This window comes from Timonella sp. A28 (assembly GCF_051200815.1).
In the GTDB taxonomy this organism is placed as follows: Bacteria; Actinomycetota; Actinomycetes; order Actinomycetales; family Cellulomonadaceae; genus Timonella.
Genome location: NZ_CP195159.1, coordinates 2118649 through 2137203, shown reverse-complemented (window position 1 = coordinate 2137203; position 18555 = coordinate 2118649). Strand labels below are relative to the sequence as shown.

Below are 18555 nucleotides of genomic sequence, written 5' to 3'. Positions count from 1 at the left end.
CTTTTCTATTTGGCGGGTTCCGCGTGTAATTCGGTGGTGAATGCGTGCACTAGGCGGTTGAGTGCTTCACGGAACGTGGGGGTTGGTGTTGCAAGGTTGATGCGGTAGTAGCCTTCTGCGCCGAAGGCACTTCCTGGGGTGAGGACGAGTCCGTTGTTGTGTAGTGCGGTTGTGAGTGTGTTTTCTGACGCGTTGAGTGCGCGGCAGTCGATCCAGGCGAGGTAGGTGCCTTGTGGTCGGATGAGGGTGACTGCGGGTAGGTGTGTGTGGAGTGTTTCGTCGAGGATGGTGATGTGTTGTTCGACGAGGGTGAGGAGTTCGTTGAGCCAGGGTTCTGCGTGTGTGTATGCGGCTTCGACTGCGGCTTGGGCGAAGAAGCGGGGGTTGTGGTTTCCCGCGTTGTGGGTTGCTGACTGTACGGTTGCGCGCAGTTGTGGGTTGCGTATCACGATGTTGAGGGTTTCGAGGCCTGCAATGTTGAAGGTTTTCCCTGGTGAGAGCAGCGCTATTGCTTGGTCGTCTTGCTGGGTGCAGGTGAGGTAGGGCACGAAGGTGTTTCCTGAGTGCGCGAGGTCTGCGTGTACTTCGTCGGAGATGACGAGGACGTTGTGGGCGCGGGCGAGGTCTGCTAGTTGGGTGAGTTCTTGGCGGTTCCACACGCGTCCTGTTGGGTTGTGTGGGTTGGTCAGGATGAGTGCGTCTGCGGTTGTGAAGAGTTCGGTGGCTGCGGCGAAGTCCATGTTGTAGTTGGTTTCGCGTTGTAGGTGCCAGGGCATGACGTGTCGTCCTGTGCTGGTGACGGTTTCGGGGATTGGCCCGTATGCGGGGTAGGGCACGACGATGTTTGCGTGTGGTGGGGTCAGTTGGTTGAGGATTGCTGGGAGGGCTTCAATCACCCGGCCGGCTGGGATTATTTCGTCGACGGTGATGTCCCAGTTGTAGCGTCGTGCGAACCAGTCGCGTACTGCCCTGTAGTAGCTGTCGGTGAGGTGGGTGTAGCAGTAGTTTCCGCGTTGGGCGCGTTCCACGATTGCGTCTGTGACTTCTTGTGGGGCGGCAAAGTCCATGTCTGCTACGGATAGTGCGATGGCGTCGGGTCCGGCGAGGGTGTGGGCAGTGTCCCAGCGAACGCTTGCGTGGTGTGCGTGGCTTACTGGTTTGAGGTTGCGCACGGTCACTCCTGTTCCTGGGTTTCTTGTTTTTCGATTTCGTTGATGTAGTTGTAGATGGTGAATCGGGAGATTCCGAGTCGTTGGGCAACTATTTCTGCTGCGTCACGTAGTAGGAAGATTCCGCCTGTGCGTACTTGTTTGACGACGTCGAGTTTGTGTTCTTTTCGCATGAGGGCGATGGGGATGCCTTGGGCTTCGATGGCCCGGTTGATGAGGAGGTCGGAGAGTTCGTCGAGGTCTTGGACGAAGGATTCGACGGGTGGCGTGTTTTCTTCGTCGAAGGTTCCGATGAATTCTCTGAGTTCTTTCCACATTTCGATGTCGCTGTTAACGCAGAGGGCGGCTATTGGTGTGCCCTGTGAATTGCGTACTGCGATGGTGGTGGATCGCATTTCGCGGCCGTTGGCGAGTTGTGTTTTGTATCCTTCGCGGGTGTCGAAGGTTCCGTCTGCGACGTGTTTGAGGAGTAGGTCTGTTGCGGGTCCGCCTACGTTTCGTCCGGTGAGGTCTCCGTGGATGGCGACGATTGAGTTGGGGACTTTTGTCAGGTCGTGGACGAGGACTTCGGTTTTGTGGGAGAGCGTTGCCGCGAGTGGGCGGGCTATTTGTTTGAGGGTCGCGATGATCACGGCGTGTTCATCAAGGGGCGCGACTTCGCTGTCGGGCTGTGGTGTTGTGGCGGCGTGATCGACCATGATCTGCTCTCCTTTGTGTTCAACTAATGAAAATGTACAGGCATTAAACAAAAGTAGTCAACAAAGCTTTGACGTGTTCAACAGATTGTTGATTTAACGTTACGTAACAACCCAGTTCACATGGCGTTTATCGCCTCCGCGAGCACTTCACAGCTCCGCAACCGATCTCACCAAAACAACAATTCTGACCAAAATATGAGATGGGCGAGTGCTCTCAACCTTGGTCGGTAAGCAAAATTTAGAGCCAAAACACAACTCTCCTGAGCAAAAAAGCAGGTAAACAAGCCACATCTCACTGGTTAACGCTTGTTCACATGTTGATACAGAAGTTGCTCACGAATCGACCCCAGTGCACACTTAATTCACCACGTTCCATCCAGAGCGGTCGAGAGTCCTGGCTCGATGACACCGCAGCAACCCTCCCCCGCATGGAAGCCTCCACAGGGAAACGGGTGCTAACGCCAGATCCGATGGAGAGAGAAACATGGCTTCCTTTGACGTATCTACGGCAGCCCGAGGATTTGCACGGCCCACCCTCTCGTTTGAGGTCATGCCGCCACGCAACCCCGACGCTGCACCCAAATTCTGGAACACCACCAGAAAGCTCATCGACGCGCACCCAGACTTCATCTCCGTCACCTACGGCGCAGCTGGCAACGACCGCGACACCGCACGCATCGTCGTCGAACGACTCATCAAACACACAAACGTGCTCCCCATCGCACACCTCACCTGCATCGGGGCGACCCGCGACAACGTCGCCGACACCATCGACGACTTCCTCTCAATCGGCGCACGCACATTCCTCGCACTCCGCGGTGACCCACCAAAAAACCAGCCAGACTGGACACCAGCAGACGACTCAGTGAACTCCACAGTCGACCTCATCAGCCTCATCCGCGAAGTAGAAACCAACCGCTGCCACGCAGACGCACCCGCAGCATTACGCGGCGCAGCAAAACCACTCACCGTCGCTGTAGCAACCTTCCCCGAAGGAAACCGCGACGCCGGAACCACCCCAGAACAAGAAATCCAACGCCTCCTCGAAAAACAAGAAGCAGGCGCAAACTTCGCAATCACACAACTGTTCTACGAACCAGAGCCCTACATCGACTTCGTAGAAAAAGCGCGAGTACACGGAGTCACCATCCCCATACTCGCCGGCATACTCCCAATGACCGACCCTGCACGACTACGCAGAGTCGAACAACTCACCGGAGTCAAACCGCCAAAACAACTACTCAGCGACCTCGTCGCCATCCACAGCCCGCACTTCCGGCACGCACGAGGCATCGAAGCAACCACACAACTCGCACAAGACGTCCTCGACGCTGGCGCGCCAGGACTACACGTGTACACGTTCAACAAACACGAGGCAGCATTAGACCTCCTCGAAGCACTCAAACTTGGCAGCTTGCTCGCACCCAGCGGACACAGCCCAGCCACAATCCAGCAGGTGGGCGCGTCGCCTGTCTCTTTATAACCACTCCACAAAAACCACGTCGCACCCGACCCGCACCACGAACAGGAACATCATGGCCAACACCGCCCCAGCATTCCCCAAGGCATCAGTCCTCGGATACCCGCGCATCGGAAACCAACGCCAACTCAAGCGCGCAGTAGAGTCCTTCTGGGCTGGAAAAATCAACGCCACCGAACTCGAAAACATTGCAGCAGGCCTCCGCAAGGACACCCGTAAGCGCCTCGTCGAACTCGGCCTAGGACAAACCGACTCATCCATCCCAGAGTCATTTAGCTACTACGACCAAGTACTCGACGCCGTAGCAGCATTCGGTGCCGTGCCAGCACGGTTCGCTGACCTCGCAAACGCTGACGGTTCGCTAAGCCTCTCCGCATACTTCACCATCGCCCGCGGACAAGGCGACAACGCACCACTCGAAATGACCAAATGGTTCGACACCAACTACCACTACCTAGTGCCAGAACTCGGACCAGACAGCAACTTCTCACTCGTCGGCACCCAGTTCGTTGACCAGTTCCTCGAAGCACAAAAAGACGGATACGTTACCCGACCAGTAATCGTCGGCCCAGTAACCTTCCTTGCGCTCTCCAAAGCAGCAGAAGACGCACCAGCAGACTTCAACCCACTTACCCTGCTGCCACAACTGCTCCCAGCATACGAAGCACTCCTTGAACAACTGCACGAAGCAGGAGCGCCATGGGTACAGTTCGACGAGCCAGCACTCGTCAACGAAAACCTCAACACGTACGGCCCAGAACTCGCAGCCGCACTCACCAGCGCATACGCAACCCTGCTTGCAGTGCCACAACGCCCACAAGTTGCTCTTGCAGCACCATACGGCGGCCTCGAAGGACACTTCGCAGCCGTACTTGAAACAGGTGTTGAAGCAATCGCAATCGACGTTGTTAAAGGCGGAATCCCAGAGCTTCCAGCCAACACAGACCTCTCCTCAACCACCATTGCGGCAGGTGTCATCGACGGACACAACATTTGGCGCGCACACCTCGACGACAAACTCAGCGTGCTTGAGCGACTCGAATCACTCGGCGCACAAGACGTCACCGTCACCACATCCACGTCACTCCAGCACGTGCCATACACCCTCGACGCGGAAACAAAACTCGACGCAGAACTCAAAACATGGCTTGCCTTCGCTGAAGAAAAAACCCGCGAAGTAGTTACCCTCGCAACAGGTCTCACCCAAGGCCGCGCAGCAATCGCCGCCCAACTGCAAGACTCAAAAGACGCACTTGCACGCCGCCAGTCGGCACAAGGCGTAAACGTTCCAGAAGTTCGCGCAGCCACCGCCGCGCTCAAGCAAGACGACTTCAACCGCGAAGACGCCACCGCACGTAAAGACGCACAGGCTGCACGCCTCAACTTGCCTGGCCTGCCAACAACCACAATCGGTTCGTTCCCACAGACCACATCTATCCGTAAGGCGCGTGCAGCACACGCCCGCGGTGAACTCGCAACCGCCGGATACGAGCAGGCAATGCGCGACGAAATCGCTCAAGTCATTGAACTGCAAGAAGAAATCGGCTTGGACGTTCTCGTCCACGGTGAGGCAGAACGTAACGACATGGTTCAGTACTTCGCTGAACTTCTTGACGGTTTCGCAGCAACCGAAAACGGCTGGGTACAGTCCTACGGTTCACGATGCACCCGCCCATCCATCCAGTGGGGTGACGTGTCTCGTCCAGAACCAATGACTGTTCGCTGGGCAACCTACGCACAATCCCTCACTAAGAAACCAGTCAAGGGTATGCTCACCGGCCCAGTCACCATCATGGCGTGGAGCTTCGTCCGCGACGACGTCCCACTACGCGAAACCGCTAACCAAATCGGTTTGGCATTGCGCGACGAGGTCAACGACCTTGAAGCCGCAGGCATTGCCGCAATTCAAGTAGACGAGCCCGCGTTGCGTGAACTCCTGCCGCTCAAGAAGCGCGACCACGCAGACTACCTCGACTGGTCGGTTGGTTCATTCCGTCTGTCCACCTCGGGCGTTCGCGTAGATACCCAAATTCACACCCACTTGTGCTACTCCGAATTTGGTGAAGTAATCGACGCTATCGACAACCTCAACGCTGACGTTACATCCATTGAGGCGGCCCGTTCCCGCATGGAAATCCTTCCAGAACTTGCAGATGCAGGTTACTCACGCGGCGTCGGCCCCGGCGTGTACGACATTCACTCCCCACGCGTTCCATCAGTTGAAGAAGTTCAAGAACTCCTTGAGCTTGCAGTGAAGTCAGTAGACACCTCACTGTTGTGGGTTAACCCAGACTGCGGTTTGAAAACACGCGGTTACGATGAAACCACTGCTTCGTTGAAGAACCTTGTAACCGCTGCTATCGCGGTTCGCGCGCAACAAGCATAGTTTCCACACGCATAAAGGCCGGTAGGTGCCATTCCTGGACACACCTACCGGCCTTTACTGTGCTGACCCCTAGTTTTTACTGCCCGTCAAGATTTAACGCGCCTTGTGCAGCGTGATTAGCTCGTCTCGTCATTACCACAAGAAGGCTGAATAGTCCCACATACCCCATACCTGCACACACAAGAACGACTCCTTCTGAACTGCTAAGAAATCCTACTAGTACGGTCAGCAGACCAATAACAATTCCAAACAATTCAGTCACAAAAATTAGTGGAAGTGCGGCTTTATGACCTGCAACCCAAGCTTCATCTGACTGCTTTGTATGCTTCGTTCGAATACCGAAATCTCCGTTTCGCTGTAACGATTCGTCTTTAATGTGATAACTCAACAGCCAGAAGACTCCGGAAAATAGAAAAAATCCAGCTCCCAACACAAACCCCATCATAGAGCCTCCTGCTTTAGATCAGTTTTAAAGTCATTACTTATCTTCATTTTTACGTTCCTCTTAAAAGAACTTAGCTTAGAACTAAAATCAATCCAAAATAAAACAGGATCAAAATTTCGAGCATTCGCAATAAGAAGTGCCCCGAGCATAATAAATCCAAAACTAAAAAGTCCCATAAAAACTATGATTGCTGTATGTAATGACCAGCCAATAAATACCGCACATTGAGCAGAAGACCGTGTCGGAATCAAAAGCAAAACACCGAGAAGCAACTCTAAAATTATTGTTCCCCATGTCAAAACAAGAGAAACTACAGCAAAATCTGTCAACCAGTAAACGATAGGGGAAAGAAAAACGTTTGCACCGAACATTTCTCCTCGCATTACATAATAAACAGCACTACCTTCACTCCAAGAAGGAACTCCAATTTTCGCTATAGCACTATTCAAATATATGTATGAAATTTGGATTTTTATACCCCAATGAAAAGCCCAAGATACACCTTTTATAAAACTACTAGAATGACACTTAGGTATTTTCCACTGCCATTTTCTATCATCAGCGATACAGATTGGAATTAAAAGAAGAGTGACTATCTGAGCAACTGCATCACCACCGTCTGGAAGAACAATTGCTGATGAAATAGAAACAGAAACCCAAAAATGTAAAATTCCAGTAACCCTAGGGCGATATCCCACTAGAATAATGATCAGAAAAAAAATTAAAAGAATGTTGATCCACAAAAGCGGAATAGCATCACCAAAAATACAATATGCAGATATTTTTGAAGCAGGACTTCCACATTGCGGCCCAGCGTCTGAAGAAATTGTTTTTGGAAATAAATTTTCCGGATTTGTAAATAACAGTATCGAAATTTGAGCCAGTGCCACTAAAGATCTTCCTATTGCGATGCCATTTAAAGCAGGGCTCCAGGAAAAAACATCTTTATTGATTCTTTTTACAAACACTCATAAACTCCTCTAGAAAACTTTAGTATTTCCCTCTCTTTATCCACTAACTCGCGATATGACCATGGGACAGGTTCAGTAATAAGCAAAATCACATCACCGCAAATGGTTGGGTTCGTTGATGGATTTACTATGTATTCCGGGGCTTGAAGGGTGGCTTCATCAAGACACTCTTCCCACTCATATTCGATACATTCACGCCATTCGCTCACTTCATTTGCAATGATTGCAAATTCAACACCTTGACTACGCTGATCACGAGACAACCCGAAAAGATTTTGGGCTTCGCTTTGTGGAAATCTACTTAGGCTTTCCCAATTTTTATTCTCGCGTTTAAGAATATGAAATTCTTCTTCCACTGGGTCTTTGGTAAAGAACGCCCAAGATTGTGGAGCAAACGAGAGCGATATCACTCGAGAAATCTCGCCTTGCCGTGTTGCTAAAACGTTGCTTGGCAATGAATAGAAAATTGAAACGCCCAGGAAAGCACCAACAAAAACAACACCTAGGGCGGCTCCGAGTTTTTGTTTTTTCATTTTAATCTACGGCAGACAGCTCAATATGCAAAACTTTTGCCATTGTTGCGACCATGCTTTCTCGCTCAATACGAGTACCCATAGCCTCTGTTTTATCGTCTTCGAGATACCATGTAACAACCCCTAAAGTTGCTACAACGGCAACCGCTAGAACCGCCATAGTTGCAACGGCAACATTTGCATAAATTCCAGCATTCACCAGTGCTCCGGCATACGCAATAACACATACTTTTGCACCAGCACTAGTACAACCTTTAGCAGCTGTTGTATATGCATGGCTTGATTGGAGTTGTTTTAGATCTTCAGCGTAATGCACCTCAAGAAAATCTTGATAAGCCTCCGTTAACCGCACCAATCCAATTTCTACAATTTTAGGATTTCCGGATGACAGTCGATCACGTACTTGCTTGTCAAAATCCGGATAAAAATCAAGGAATTCTTCGATTAAGGAACTTAACTGCTCACTGTCAACTTTAGGGCGATTTGGATCAAATCCTAACTGATTAACAATCTCAGGATTGGAATCTGCTATTGGACCGATTCCAGCAAATAAAAGTTGTAATAATTCTTTATTGTCATACCTGGATGGGTTGACGTCTAGATCACCTACGCCGTTCCCCTGTTCCGAGATCCGCTCTGTTTTAGACTCATACGATTCTTTACCTGAGTCTTCGACAGCCGCTGCCATTCCAACGCCTGTAAGCGCAACAGCAATAGTGACTACTACAGAAATCGCAAACCTTAAATACGATCTCATTTTTCCTCCTGATACCTTTCGCTCAATTCGGACAAAACAAACGTAGGACTTTAGACCTTGATGCTCAAGGGGAGTCTGACCTGTGCAAAACCATCCATTGACTTTGTAGTAAACGTATGAGATTAACTTAACTCTCAAGAACTCCTTGAGCTTGCAGTGAAGTCAGTAGACACCTCACTATTGTGGGTTAACCCAGACTGCGGTTTGAAAACACGCGGTTACGACGAAACCACTGCTTCATTGAAGAACCTTGTAACCGCTGCTATCGCGGTTCGCGCGCAACAAGCATAGTTTCCACACGCATAAAGGCCGGTAGGTGCCATTCCTGGGCACACCTACCGGCCTTTACTGTGCTTACGCCTGATCGCTTACATCTGATCAGACGGTGGCAGGGTCACGCGATATAGGGCAGGTCATGCAGTGTCCGCCGCCACGGCCTCGGCCAAGTTCTGCCCCAACAATGGGCAGCACCTCAATACCGGCCCGGGAAAGCAACGTGTTTGTGGCGGTGTTTCGGTCATACGCCATCACGACACCCGGCTCCAACGCCACCACGTTATTTCCCGAATCCCACTGTTGCCGCTCAGCTGCATACTGGTCGCCACCCGACGGAATAACACGCAGCGGGTGACACCCTAACGCTTTTCCAAGCACCGTAAGGAAATCGTCGGCTTCAGCGTGAAACGCCATGCCGTGCGGGCTATGTGGTGTTAATGTCACTGCGCTCATCTGCTCAATCACAGGCATGTACGCGGTCACACAGTCAACATCAACAAAGGTCATGACCGTGTCTAAATGCATGGCGGAACGCATGCGCGGCATCATGCCCACAATCACTTGAGTGGCCACGCCAGCATCAAAAAGTTCTTGAGCGACCTGCGTTATTGCTTGCCGTGACGTGCGCTCTGACATGCCAATAACCACGACACCGTTGTGAAGCGGCATAACGTCGCCGCCCTCAAACGTTGCTAAACCGTGCTGCTGTTCTGGGTTTCCCCACCACACTCGCACCTTGCCAACAAAACGCGGATGGAACGAATACACCAGCTTCATCAGCAAAGTTTCACCGTGGCGGGCCTGCCAATACAACGGATTGAGGGTCACTCCCCCATATATCCAGCATGTTGTATCACGCGTGTACAACGTATTGGGCAATGGTGGCAGCACATAGTCACGGGCATCAGGTTCCGGGCGGACGAGTGTTCGCGCACCTTGGGTTAAGTCCCCCGGCATGTCTTGTACGGAAAGCCCACCAATAAGGTGGCGGGCTAATTCCATGGGCGCCATTTCTTCTAAGTAGGCTCGTGTTTCTGCGATGAGTCCACGGCCAGTTTCATTCGGGGTCAGCACACGATCAAGAATCCACGAGCGCGCAAAAGGGATCGCCAATGTTTCGGCAAGTAGTGAATGCAGTTCGAGGACTTCAATACCGCGAGAACGCATTGTGTTTTGGAAAGCACGGTGGTCTTCAACTGCTCGGTCTACCCACATCACATCGTCAAAAAGTAGATCGTCGCAGTTAGTTGGGGTGAGCCTGCGGTGGGCGAGCCCTGGTTCACACGTTAAAACTGTTCGTAATTTTCCGACTTCGGAGTAGGCGCCAAATTGTGGATCTGAAGTTAATACTTGTGCTTCCATCAGTCCACGCTATCGCGCCTACTCCCCACATGCATGCGGGTAGTTGTGCTGGTCCACGCACCAAAACCGGACATTTTAGCGACGAGCGACCTTACGTTGCACAGTTTTTCCAAGCTCGACGAGCAAGAAAACTCCAATAGCGAGGACGAGTGCCATCATCCATCGATCTAGCGATATTGGAGTGGAGCCAAACCACGTATTCATGGCAGGGACAAGCGTAAAGATGAGTTGCAGGCTGAGTAGCGCACCCGATGCGATCCACACCATTTTGTTTCCACGCAACACGTTTGGTGTCAGTGATGAGCGGTGCAAGAAACGGCAGTTGAGTAGGTATGCGAGTTGAGCCAATACCAGTGTGGTGACGGCCGTGGTGTGGATGATGTGAATGTCGGTGTCTCGTGCTGTTTCGAATGCGACAACGGCTAATGTCACGCCACCAATGAGCAAAGATACAAGCCCCACATGGATGAGTGCACCGCGCGACAGTACACCTTCGTTAGGGTCTCGGGGTTTCCGTGTCATGAGTCCAGGTTCACCAGGTTCGTAGGCGAGCGCTAGTGACAGCGTTACTGCGGTGACCATGTTGACCCACAGGATTTGTGCTGGGGTGAGGGGTAGCGCCCACCCGAACAGGACTGCGATGAGGATGACGAGTGACTGGGCGCCGTTCGTGGGGAGGAGGAACACTACAGATTTGCGGATGTTGTCAAAGATGCGGCGACCTTCTTCTACCGCAGTTTCGATGGTTGCAAAGTTGTCGTCGGCGAGGACAACGTCTGCGGCTTCTTTGGTGGCTTCTGTTCCTTTGATACCCATAGCAACGCCGACGTTTGCTCGCTGTAAGGCGGGGGCGTCGTTAACGCCGTCTCCTGTCATTGCGACGACGTGCCCGTTGTATTGGAGGGCTTCGACGATGCGGAGTTTGTGTTCTGGGCTGGTGCGGGCAAAAACTCGCACGGTACGTACGGCGGTGCGTAGTTCTTCTGGGGTGAGTGAGTCTACGTCTGCCCCTGTCATTACTGCTGTTCCGCTGTCACTGTTGGGGGCGGTGATGGTTCCGTCGTCGGCGCGTTTAACAATGCCGAGTTCGGTTGCTATTGCGGTTGCGGTTCCGGCGTGGTCGCCGGTGATCATGATGACGTCGATGCCGGCTCGTTGGCATTCTTGTATGGCGTGTACGGCTTCTGGTCGTGGTGGGTCGACGATTCCGACGAGGCCCAGCAGGGTGAGGTCGTGTACGTCGTCGATGGCGAGTTCGTGACTGTTTTCTAGGGGTGTTCCGTTGAGGTCGCGGCTTGCTATGGCGAGGACACGTAACCCTTTGCTACCGAGTTCGGTTTGAATGTTTTCCCAATAGTCGAGGTCTATTGGGATTGTTGTGCCGTCTGCAGCGTATTGGCTGGTTGCGCGTTCAAAGAGCCGGTCGGGGGCTCCGACTGCGTGCAGCAGGGTGTGTGCTGTGTCAGTTTCGGTGATGCTTCCTGCGGGGAAGGTGATCGTGTCGATGGTGGCCATGAATTTGTGTGATGACTCGAAGGGTACGAGTGCTTGGCGTTCATGGGTGAGATTGAATCCTGCTTTGGTTGCCATCACTCGGATGGCGCCTTCGGTGGGTTGCCCTACGAGTTTCCATTGTTCGTCTTGTTCCACAACTTGAGCGTCGTTGCAGAGGGCTGCTCCCGCGATCATTCTGGTGAGCAGCGGGTTGGAGAGGTAGGTGGTTGGGGTGTCTTCTGTGCGGATTTCTCCGTGTGGCGCGTAGCCTTCACCGGTGATGGTGTAGTGGGTGGTGGAGGTGACTGCTATGCGTGCGGTCATCTCGTTTTTGGTGAGGGTTCCGGTTTTGTCTGAGCAGATTGTGGTGACGGATCCGAGCGCTTCTACTGCGGTGAGTTTACGGGTGATGGCTTTGCGTCGTGCCATGTGTTGCACGCCCATGGCGAGGGTGATGGTGACGAGCGCGGGGAGGCCTTCTGGTATGGCTGCTACGGCGAATCCGATTGTGGCGGAAACGGTTTCGTTAAAGTCGAATTTGTGGATGAACACCCCGATGACGATCATGATGAGTGCCATGATGCCGACGATGATGGCGATGACTTTACCGAGTTTTCCGAGTTGGCGTGAGAGTGGCGTTTCGAGTGTTTCCACGTCTGCCATGAGCGTTTGAATGCGGCCGATTTCTGTGTCTGGGCCGGTTTCGGTGACGACAGCTTTGCCTGTCCCGGTGGTGATGATTGTGCCGGAGTGCAGCATGTTGGTGCGGTCGCCGATGGGTGCGTTTGGTGCAACGGCTTGAGTGTTTTTTGCTACAGCGTCTGATTCGCCGGTGAGGATTGATTCGTCGGCGTTGAGGTTCACGGATTCGATGATCCGCATGTCTGCGGGGATGCGGTCTCCGGAGCGGACGCGGACGACATCGCCGGGGACGAGTTCGCGCGCTTCTACGGTGGTCCAGCTGTTGTTGCGTTTCACGTCCGCGGTCAGGGCGAGCATGTTTTTGATGGAGTCGAGGGCTTTTTCTGCTCGACCTTCTTGGATGATTCCTACTGCGACGTTGACAACGGCAACAATCATGATGATGGTGAAGTCAAGCCAGTCTCCGACGATGGCTTTGAGGATTCCGGCACCGAGCAGGATGATGACGAGGACGTCGGAGAGGTGTTCGAGGAGTTTTGCGAGCATCCCTGGTTTTGGTGCGCTGGGGGTCGCGTTTGGGCCGTGGGTGTGGAGGCGTTGGGCGGCTTCGTCGGCGGTCAGTCCTTGGGTGGTTGTGCCGAGTTCGCTGAGTGTGTCGTGTGGTGTCAGTGTGTAACTGGGCACGGTGGTTCGATGTTGTTGTGTCGCCGGCATATGCACTCCATGGTTGCGTGGTGTTTTACCTGTACGGGACTGTGCGCCCAGTGTAGTCGGGTTACCTTGGCTATGTCCCTGACTAGAGTCCTGTGCGGTAACAACTCGAACGGAAAACTTCTTGGAGTAGGCACCCAGAGGACACACCTGCACCTTTAAAGGCTAGAAATCCTCGAAAATCGTGGAAACAGGCGCTCTTAGGGTGGTATGGTGGCGCTATGATCCTGTTGAGTTTCACCGTGCGCAACCACAAGAGCCTCCGGGATGAGGCTGTACTCGACCTCACTCACCCCTCGTTGAAGACCCTCCAGCCCAAAGGGCGCGACTGGAGCGCGGTAGCTTACCCACTTTCTGGCATCTTCGGCGGCAACGCTACAGGTAAATCGACAATCTTGGATGCTCTCCTTTACGCGTTCTCGGCTATCCGTGAGTCTGCGACGACATGGCAGGCGTCAAAGTCGATGGTTCGGGCACCGTTTAAACTCGATGGGGACTCTCGCACGTCATCGAGCCTGTACGAGTTTGACCTTGTCCACGATGGACGTCGTCATGCATACGGTTTCGAAGTTGATCAAAACGGGATCAAACGCGAATGGCTGCGAGACATCCCCAGCTCACGCTGGCGCACCCTGCTAGAACGCGATCGGGAAGCAAACGTACTCACGTTCCATCAGAGCCTTCGCACCAAGCTCGAGGTAACCCCTCGAGAACTGGTTCTTAGCCGCGCACTTCTACTGAACGACTCACCGCTAAACGGTTTCGCTCGTGATCTAGTTGAGAGCTTCGACATCGTTCTCGTCAAGGACTCACACAGGGCTGCTCGCCTATCAAACCTTGCTGATTCACTGGCGGACGGGGACGTAACATTCGGCGACCTTGAGGCATTACTTCAGGTCGCAGATATCGGCGTTCTGAAGGTCGATATCGAAGAGAAAAATATTCCAGAACGTATACGTCGGGCGCTCCGTCGGCTCCAACGAGACTTGCGCGAAGACGACGAAGAAGAACTCCATGCCGAGGATCTTGAGCAGGTTGCTCGACGTCTTATCTTCACCCATCATGGGACCGCTGATGACTGCCCGCCGTTCTCGGTAGAAGAGGAAAGCGACGGAACCATCGCATGGCTCACGATCGCAGTGCCGGCACTGGAAACGTTGCGTAAGGGTGGGCTGCTCTTAGTCGATGAGATCGACGCGAGTCTCCACCCGCATCTACTCGAAGTGCTCCTCGGCGCGTTCGTGGACCCACTCGTCAACACGCATCACGCGCAACTTATCTTCACCACCCACGAGTCCTACATCCTCTCACCACTGAGTGAGGTCACCCTTGAACCTGAACAGATTTGGTTGACAGACAAGACAAACGAGGGAATAACGGAACTCACTTGCTTAGCTGACTTTCCCAAGCACCCTGATGCCAACGTCGCAAAGCGATACCTCACCGGACGATACGGCGGAACCCCGCGGCTTTCGCCGAGCCTGTTTGCAGCCCTTGTCGATGCCGGCGAGGAACAGCACTAGCGGCGGGTGGACAGCGTGGACGTCGCAGCCGGCAGCCTCGACAGCACGCACGGCGAATCCTCGTAGTAACCGAAGGCACTCGCACCGAACCCCAATACGTCGAGGGCCTGAACCGCTACCTAAAAAGCAAAGGCGCAACGGCTACCGTCAAACCCGTTTCAGTAGGCAAGGACCCACTGAAAGTCGTCCAGAAGTGCATCGAGAAACGAGACGAAGCAACACGCAATGACAAAGAATATGACGATTGCGTGTGCTTGGTCGATGTCGACGAACACCAGACATTAGCTACAGCCATTCAACTCGCCGAACGAGAAGATATCCTGCTGCTGATCTCAAACCTTAAATTCGAGGCTTGGCTGCGATGGCACGCCGAGGACAAACGCTCAGCACTAACCTCAGCGCAACTTGATGACCTCGTTACCAAGCTTGGCATTGTCAAAGGCAAACTACTCTCACCGTCGTTCCCTTTTCACCAAGTGCACAGCGCAAGCATTACAGCTCGAGCCATTGATCCTCTCATGCGCCCAGGGCGCATAGGACCGAACCCATCGTCGGCAATGCCGATCCTCGTAGAGCTGATGCAGGGGAAAAGAAATCTGCTGTGACCTGTGTGCTGACATCAGGATCGCAAGGAATTTAGTGGAACTATCTGCTTGAACTCGATTTTCGCATGCAGTGCTGTTATCTCATGAAGAAGCGTGGAGGCTTCATGGGTTACTTGCGGCCTTACACTGTAGGGCATGAGTGTCATGAGGGATGTGTACGTCAAGGTGTGCGGGTTGAGTACGCCTGAGTCGGTGCGGGTGGCGTGTGAGGCGGGCGCTGATGCGGTCGGTTTTGTGCATGCTGTTGGCAGCCCTCGACACCTTGAGGCTGCGGCGATTCGTGATCTGGTTGCTGGCGTTGAATGCGGTGTAGATACTGTTCTTGTTGTTGCGCGCACGAGTGTTGACGAGGCAGTAGATATGGCTGCGGCTACAGGTGTTTCTGTTGTGCAGTTTCATGGGCGCTATGGGCCGGAGGATTTTCGTCGGGCAGCACGTTTGTTTCCTCGTATTTGGCGGGCTACGTCGCTTGCGTCAAATCCTAGTTTGACTGTTGGCGTGTATGGCGAGGAGGCGTTGCTTTTGGATGCGCCGACGGCAGGTTCTGGGGAGCGCTGGGATGTGTCGAGCCTTGAGGGTCGCCGACCTACTGGCATGTGGCTCTTGGCGGGCGGGTTGGCTCCGGCTAATGTTGCGGGGGCGATTGCTGCCGCGCAGCCTTGGGGCGTTGATGTGTCGAGCGGCGTTGAGTCTGCACCTGGGGTGAAGGATCACGCGAAGATTCGCGAGTTTGTTTATAACGCTCAGCATGCGTAAAAGGTGTTGTCACGCTTGTGTGTGGTGGCCTTCAGCTGCGCCAACTGGTTCGTTGAAATAATCGCAAACTGGACCATTGCCAAAGTGTTCTATCCTTATTAGGACCGGTCCACTTTTCTGGGGTTAACATTGTGCGCGCCCGGAAAACACACCGCCACACATTCAACGAGGACAGTTAAGGAGTTTACGCATGGTCAACTTCGCGTATGTGATCGCAGGATCAGAAGCAACGGGTGGCGCTGGCATCCAAACTGACCTGAAAACATTCCAAGAGCTCGACGTATACGGCCTTGGCGCGTTGACCTGCATTGTTTCCTTTGACCCCAAAAACCAGTGGGGCCACCGTTTCGTTCCCGTTGACCCACAGGTCATCAAGGATCAGATCGAAGCCGCGGTGGCTTTACACGAACTGTCCACCGTAAAAATCGGAATGTTGGGCACCCCAGCAACCATTGACGCCGTCGCCGAGTCACTTACCACTCAGCCATGGAAAAACATTGTGCTGGACCCAGTTCTTATCTGCAAAGGACAAGAACCCGGCGCCGCATTAGACACAGACACGGCACTGCGTGAAAAGATTTTGCCGCTTGCCACCGTGGTTACCCCAAACCACTTTGAAGCAAAAACTCTTGCGGGCATGGATGAGATCAACAACGTTGATGACCTCATTGAAGCTGCAAAGCGAATTCACGCTCAAGGCCCAAGCTACGTTATCGCTAAGGGCGGCGCTGAACTCCCAGGCGAGTTTGCTGTTGATGTTCTCTACGACGGCACCGAGGTGACAATCTTCTCCGAACCAAAAGTTGGCGAAGAGCGCGTTTCTGGGGCTGGCTGCACATTTGCCGCTGCTATTACCGCTGAACTCGCAAAAGGCTCAGACATAACCACAGCTGTTGCTGTGGCTAAGAACCTCGTAACACAAGGCATTAAGGACCGCGTTGAATCCAACGCTCCTTTTGCGTCGATCTGGCAACGCGCATAGTCCAGACCATCACGCATGCCTTGATTGTTCATGAGGCCCTAACGCACCGTTCACATAAATGTGGACGGTGCGTTTTGGCTTAAATACTGGGCTTACACAAGAACTCACAGGAAGTTCACAGGACTTTTCGGTTGTTAACCAGCAAAAGCGCAATAGGCTGGAATCATGGCAGGCGATCTCATCAACGTCACGTTTTCAACCGCATCAGTTTTTCCTAGACGATGCGCTTACGCATTCGAGTTAGCGTCACGCGTAGGCTACGACGGCATGGAAGTGATGGTGTGGTCCGACCCTGCCACACAAGATGCGACGAAACTTATTGATCTTTCCGATAAATATCAGATCCCTATCACGTCCATTCACGCACCTTCGCTCGTTGTGAGCCAAAACGTGTGGGGTGTACGTCCCGCCCGAAAACTTGAAAGGGCAGTGCAGCTTGCGGAGCAGGTAGGCGCGAGCACAGTAGTGGTGCACCCGCCTTTTGTATGGCAGCCGCGTTACGCTGCAGTGTTTCATGAGCATGTGAAAGTTTTGTCCCGGGGCACAGGAATTACGATCGCTGTGGAAAACATGTATCCGTGGCGACGCAAAAACCGCGAATATCTTGCATATTTGCCGCATTGGGATCTGACCACGCAAGACTATGACGCGGTCACGCTGGATCTCTCACACGCATCCACGGCCCTACAAGACTCTCTGGAACTCACAAAGAAATTAGGTTCGTCACTCCGTCACGTGCACTTAGCCGATGGGACCGGTTCGGCCAAAGACGAACACCTTGTGCCAGGTATGGGAACTCAGCCTGCGCGCGAAGTTATTGAGTATCTCGTCGAGAAGAACTGGGATGGGGATTTGTGCGTTGAGATTGGTACGCGAAAGGTAGATAACGCGGCACATCGCGAATCGCTTGTGCGTGAATCACTGGAATTTGCGCGATCCGCGATTTCTGGGGCAAGCGTTCCTGCTATGCCTGTTGCGCATGAGGAAGCGCTGCATCACCGACCCACTGATGCCTGGAACTAGTGGGTGGCACGTGTCACACAATCTTGTATAAAAAAGTGGAATATTCTAAGTTAGTTGACGGTTCAAGTATTTAGTGGCGGGTACACATCCCCGCAACACGACCTCAACTACAAGGAGTATCCCCATGGCAGTAAAAATTGGTTACATCGTCGGTTCCCTTTCTTCCACCTCCATCAACCGCGCCGTTTTTGAAGCAGTAAAGAAGAACGCACCACAGAACGTTGAAATCGTCGAAATTCCAATCAGCGAACTTCCCCACTACGCACCAGACTACGACGCTGACTTCCCACAGGTAGCACGTGACTTCAAAGCTGCCATCGAAGAATCAGACGCAGTCATCGTTGCCACCCCGCAATACAACGACTCCTTCTCCGGCGTTGTAAAGAACGCCATCGACTGGGCTTCACGCCCATGGGGTCAGCACTCCTTCAACGCAAAGCCAACTGCCATCGCAACCGCCTCAATCGCACCTCACGGTGGCGCTAAGGCTGGCGCGCTACTTGGAGCTGTCCTCGAATTCGGTCAAGCAAAACTTGTGGAATCACAGCTCAACGTATTTGTTGGTGAAGAAACCTTCGCTGCTGACGGAAACTTCGCATCCGCAGAACTGCAAGAAGAGCTCGCGCATTCGTTGAGGTTGTTGCAGGAAACGCAGCCCAGTAATCTGCCGCATTTCTCTTATACGCAAACGGCGTGGCAGCACTCATGTGAGTGCTGCCACGCCGTTTGCGTACGCGCCTAA

General features: G+C 53.2%; 16 protein-coding genes, 1 pseudogene and 1 riboswitch. Of the genes and pseudogenes, 9 read left to right on the top strand and 8 right to left on the bottom strand.

What is annotated here, in order from left to right:
• Positions 1-5: 5 nt before the first annotated feature.
• Both ACR9EC_RS10090 and ACR9EC_RS10085 read right to left on the bottom strand, forming a co-directional pair.
• On the bottom strand, positions 6-1178 hold the full coding sequence (locus ACR9EC_RS10090) for a MalY/PatB family protein (RefSeq protein ID WP_435299102.1): 1173 nt from the start codon (positions 1176-1178) through the stop codon (positions 6-8).
• Positions 1175-1867 carry a helix-turn-helix transcriptional regulator gene (locus ACR9EC_RS10085; protein WP_435299101.1) on the bottom strand — a complete coding sequence of 231 codons (693 nt, stop codon included), beginning with the start codon at positions 1865-1867 and terminating at the stop codon, positions 1175-1177. The genes ACR9EC_RS10090 and ACR9EC_RS10085 overlap by 4 nt, the downstream gene beginning before the upstream one ends.
• Before the next feature lie 369 nt (positions 1868-2236).
• Positions 2237-2344: riboswitch (SAM riboswitch) on the top strand.
• Between the two features lie 7 nt (positions 2345-2351).
• On the opposite strand from ACR9EC_RS10085, the gene ACR9EC_RS10080 reads away from it, so the two are divergent.
• Entirely contained in the window at positions 2352-3350 is a 999-nt protein-coding gene (locus ACR9EC_RS10080) for a methylenetetrahydrofolate reductase (protein ID WP_435299100.1), read from the top strand.
• A gap of 52 nt (positions 3351-3402) precedes the next feature.
• The gene (metE, locus tag ACR9EC_RS10075; protein WP_435299099.1) at positions 3403-5733 is read left to right on the top strand and encodes a 5-methyltetrahydropteroyltriglutamate--homocysteine S-methyltransferase; all 2331 of its coding nucleotides are present in this window, start codon (positions 3403-3405) and stop codon (positions 5731-5733) included.
• Between the two features lie 76 nt (positions 5734-5809).
• On the opposite strand, the gene ACR9EC_RS10070 is transcribed toward metE, so the two are convergent.
• Genes ACR9EC_RS10070 through ACR9EC_RS10055 form a run of 4 tightly spaced genes read right to left on the bottom strand, consistent with a single transcriptional unit; the run spans position 5810 to position 8439 of the window.
• The gene (locus tag ACR9EC_RS10070; RefSeq protein ID WP_435299098.1) at positions 5810-6121 is read right to left on the bottom strand and encodes an SdpI family protein; all 312 of its coding nucleotides are present in this window, start codon (positions 6119-6121) and stop codon (positions 5810-5812) included.
• 53 nt (positions 6122-6174) lie between these two features.
• Positions 6175-7146 carry a sporulation-delaying protein SdpB family protein gene (locus ACR9EC_RS10065; RefSeq protein WP_435299097.1) on the bottom strand — a complete coding sequence of 324 codons (972 nt, stop codon included), beginning with the start codon at positions 7144-7146 and terminating at the stop codon, positions 6175-6177.
• Positions 7137-7682 (bottom strand): SdpA family antimicrobial peptide system protein, encoded by a 546-nt coding sequence (locus ACR9EC_RS10060; protein WP_435299096.1) that lies wholly within the window; start codon positions 7680-7682, stop codon positions 7137-7139. Before ACR9EC_RS10060 ends, ACR9EC_RS10065 begins: the two co-directional genes overlap by 10 nt.
• 1 nt (position 7683) lies before the next feature.
• Complete coding sequence (locus ACR9EC_RS10055; RefSeq protein ID WP_435299095.1) at positions 7684-8439, bottom strand: hypothetical protein; 756 nt, start codon at positions 8437-8439, stop codon at positions 7684-7686.
• 138 nt (positions 8440-8577) lie between these two features.
• On the opposite strand from ACR9EC_RS10055, the pseudogene ACR9EC_RS10050 reads away from it, so the two are divergent.
• Positions 8578-8730 (top strand): annotated as a pseudogene (locus tag ACR9EC_RS10050) (hypothetical protein); the annotation flags it as partial.
• Positions 8731-8817: 87 nt separating this feature from the next.
• Here the strand turns inward: ACR9EC_RS10050 and ACR9EC_RS10045 are convergent.
• On the bottom strand, positions 8818-10077 hold the full coding sequence (locus ACR9EC_RS10045; protein ID WP_435299094.1) for an arginine deiminase: 1260 nt from the start codon (positions 10075-10077) through the stop codon (positions 8818-8820).
• Positions 10078-10152: 75 nt separating this feature from the next.
• Entirely contained in the window at positions 10153-12927 is a 2775-nt protein-coding gene (locus tag ACR9EC_RS10040) for a cation-translocating P-type ATPase (protein ID WP_435299093.1), read from the bottom strand.
• Positions 12928-13145: 218 nt separating this feature from the next.
• On the opposite strand from ACR9EC_RS10040, the gene ACR9EC_RS10035 reads away from it, so the two are divergent.
• The 6 genes from ACR9EC_RS10035 to ACR9EC_RS10010 all read left to right on the top strand — a co-directional run bounded on the left by ACR9EC_RS10035 (position 13146) and on the right by ACR9EC_RS10010 (position 18555).
• Positions 13146-14447, top strand: a complete 1302-nt coding sequence (locus ACR9EC_RS10035) for an AAA family ATPase (RefSeq protein WP_435299092.1) — start codon at positions 13146-13148, stop codon at positions 14445-14447.
• Positions 14360-15052 (top strand): RloB family protein, encoded by a 693-nt coding sequence (locus ACR9EC_RS10030; protein ID WP_435300647.1) that lies wholly within the window; start codon positions 14360-14362, stop codon positions 15050-15052. The genes ACR9EC_RS10035 and ACR9EC_RS10030 overlap by 88 nt, the downstream gene beginning before the upstream one ends.
• A gap of 135 nt (positions 15053-15187) precedes the next feature.
• Positions 15188-15808, top strand: a complete 621-nt coding sequence (locus ACR9EC_RS10025; RefSeq protein WP_435299091.1) for a phosphoribosylanthranilate isomerase — start codon at positions 15188-15190, stop codon at positions 15806-15808.
• 190 nt (positions 15809-15998) lie between these two features.
• Complete coding sequence (gene thiD / locus ACR9EC_RS10020) at positions 15999-16790, top strand: bifunctional hydroxymethylpyrimidine kinase/phosphomethylpyrimidine kinase (RefSeq protein ID WP_435299090.1); 792 nt, start codon at positions 15999-16001, stop codon at positions 16788-16790.
• 165 nt (positions 16791-16955) lie between these two features.
• Positions 16956-17813: a sugar phosphate isomerase/epimerase family protein gene (locus ACR9EC_RS10015; protein ID WP_435299089.1), complete on the top strand. Its 858-nt coding sequence runs from the start codon at positions 16956-16958 to the stop codon at positions 17811-17813.
• 124 nt (positions 17814-17937) lie between these two features.
• Positions 17938-18555: an NADPH-dependent FMN reductase gene (locus tag ACR9EC_RS10010; RefSeq protein ID WP_435299088.1), complete on the top strand. Its 618-nt coding sequence runs from the start codon at positions 17938-17940 to the stop codon at positions 18553-18555.

What these genes read in the sequence shown, in the direction of transcription:
- ACR9EC_RS10085 (WP_435299101.1), bottom strand. Translation starts at nt 1,867, where the DNA reads ATGGTCGATCACGCCGCCACAACACCACAGCCCGACAGCGAAGTCGCG.
- ACR9EC_RS10045 (WP_435299094.1), bottom strand. Translation starts at nt 10,077, where the DNA reads ATGGAAGCACAAGTATTAACTTCAGATCCACAATTTGGCGCCTACTCC.
- ACR9EC_RS10035 (WP_435299092.1), top strand. Translation starts at nt 13,146, where the DNA reads ATGATCCTGTTGAGTTTCACCGTGCGCAACCACAAGAGCCTCCGGGAT.
- ACR9EC_RS10015 (WP_435299089.1), top strand. Translation starts at nt 16,956, where the DNA reads ATGGCAGGCGATCTCATCAACGTCACGTTTTCAACCGCATCAGTTTTT.
- thiD (WP_435299090.1), top strand. Translation starts at nt 15,999, where the DNA reads ATGGTCAACTTCGCGTATGTGATCGCAGGATCAGAAGCAACGGGTGGC.
- ACR9EC_RS10055 (WP_435299095.1), bottom strand. Translation starts at nt 8,439, where the DNA reads ATGAGATCGTATTTAAGGTTTGCGATTTCTGTAGTAGTCACTATTGCT.
- ACR9EC_RS10010 (WP_435299088.1), top strand. Translation starts at nt 17,938, where the DNA reads ATGGCAGTAAAAATTGGTTACATCGTCGGTTCCCTTTCTTCCACCTCC.
- ACR9EC_RS10025 (WP_435299091.1), top strand. Translation starts at nt 15,188, where the DNA reads ATGAGTGTCATGAGGGATGTGTACGTCAAGGTGTGCGGGTTGAGTACG.
- ACR9EC_RS10080 (WP_435299100.1), top strand. Translation starts at nt 2,352, where the DNA reads ATGGCTTCCTTTGACGTATCTACGGCAGCCCGAGGATTTGCACGGCCC.
- ACR9EC_RS10040 (WP_435299093.1), bottom strand. Translation starts at nt 12,927, where the DNA reads ATGCCGGCGACACAACAACATCGAACCACCGTGCCCAGTTACACACTG.
- ACR9EC_RS10060 (WP_435299096.1), bottom strand. Translation starts at nt 7,682, where the DNA reads ATGAAAAAACAAAAACTCGGAGCCGCCCTAGGTGTTGTTTTTGTTGGT.
- metE (WP_435299099.1), top strand. Translation starts at nt 3,403, where the DNA reads ATGGCCAACACCGCCCCAGCATTCCCCAAGGCATCAGTCCTCGGATAC.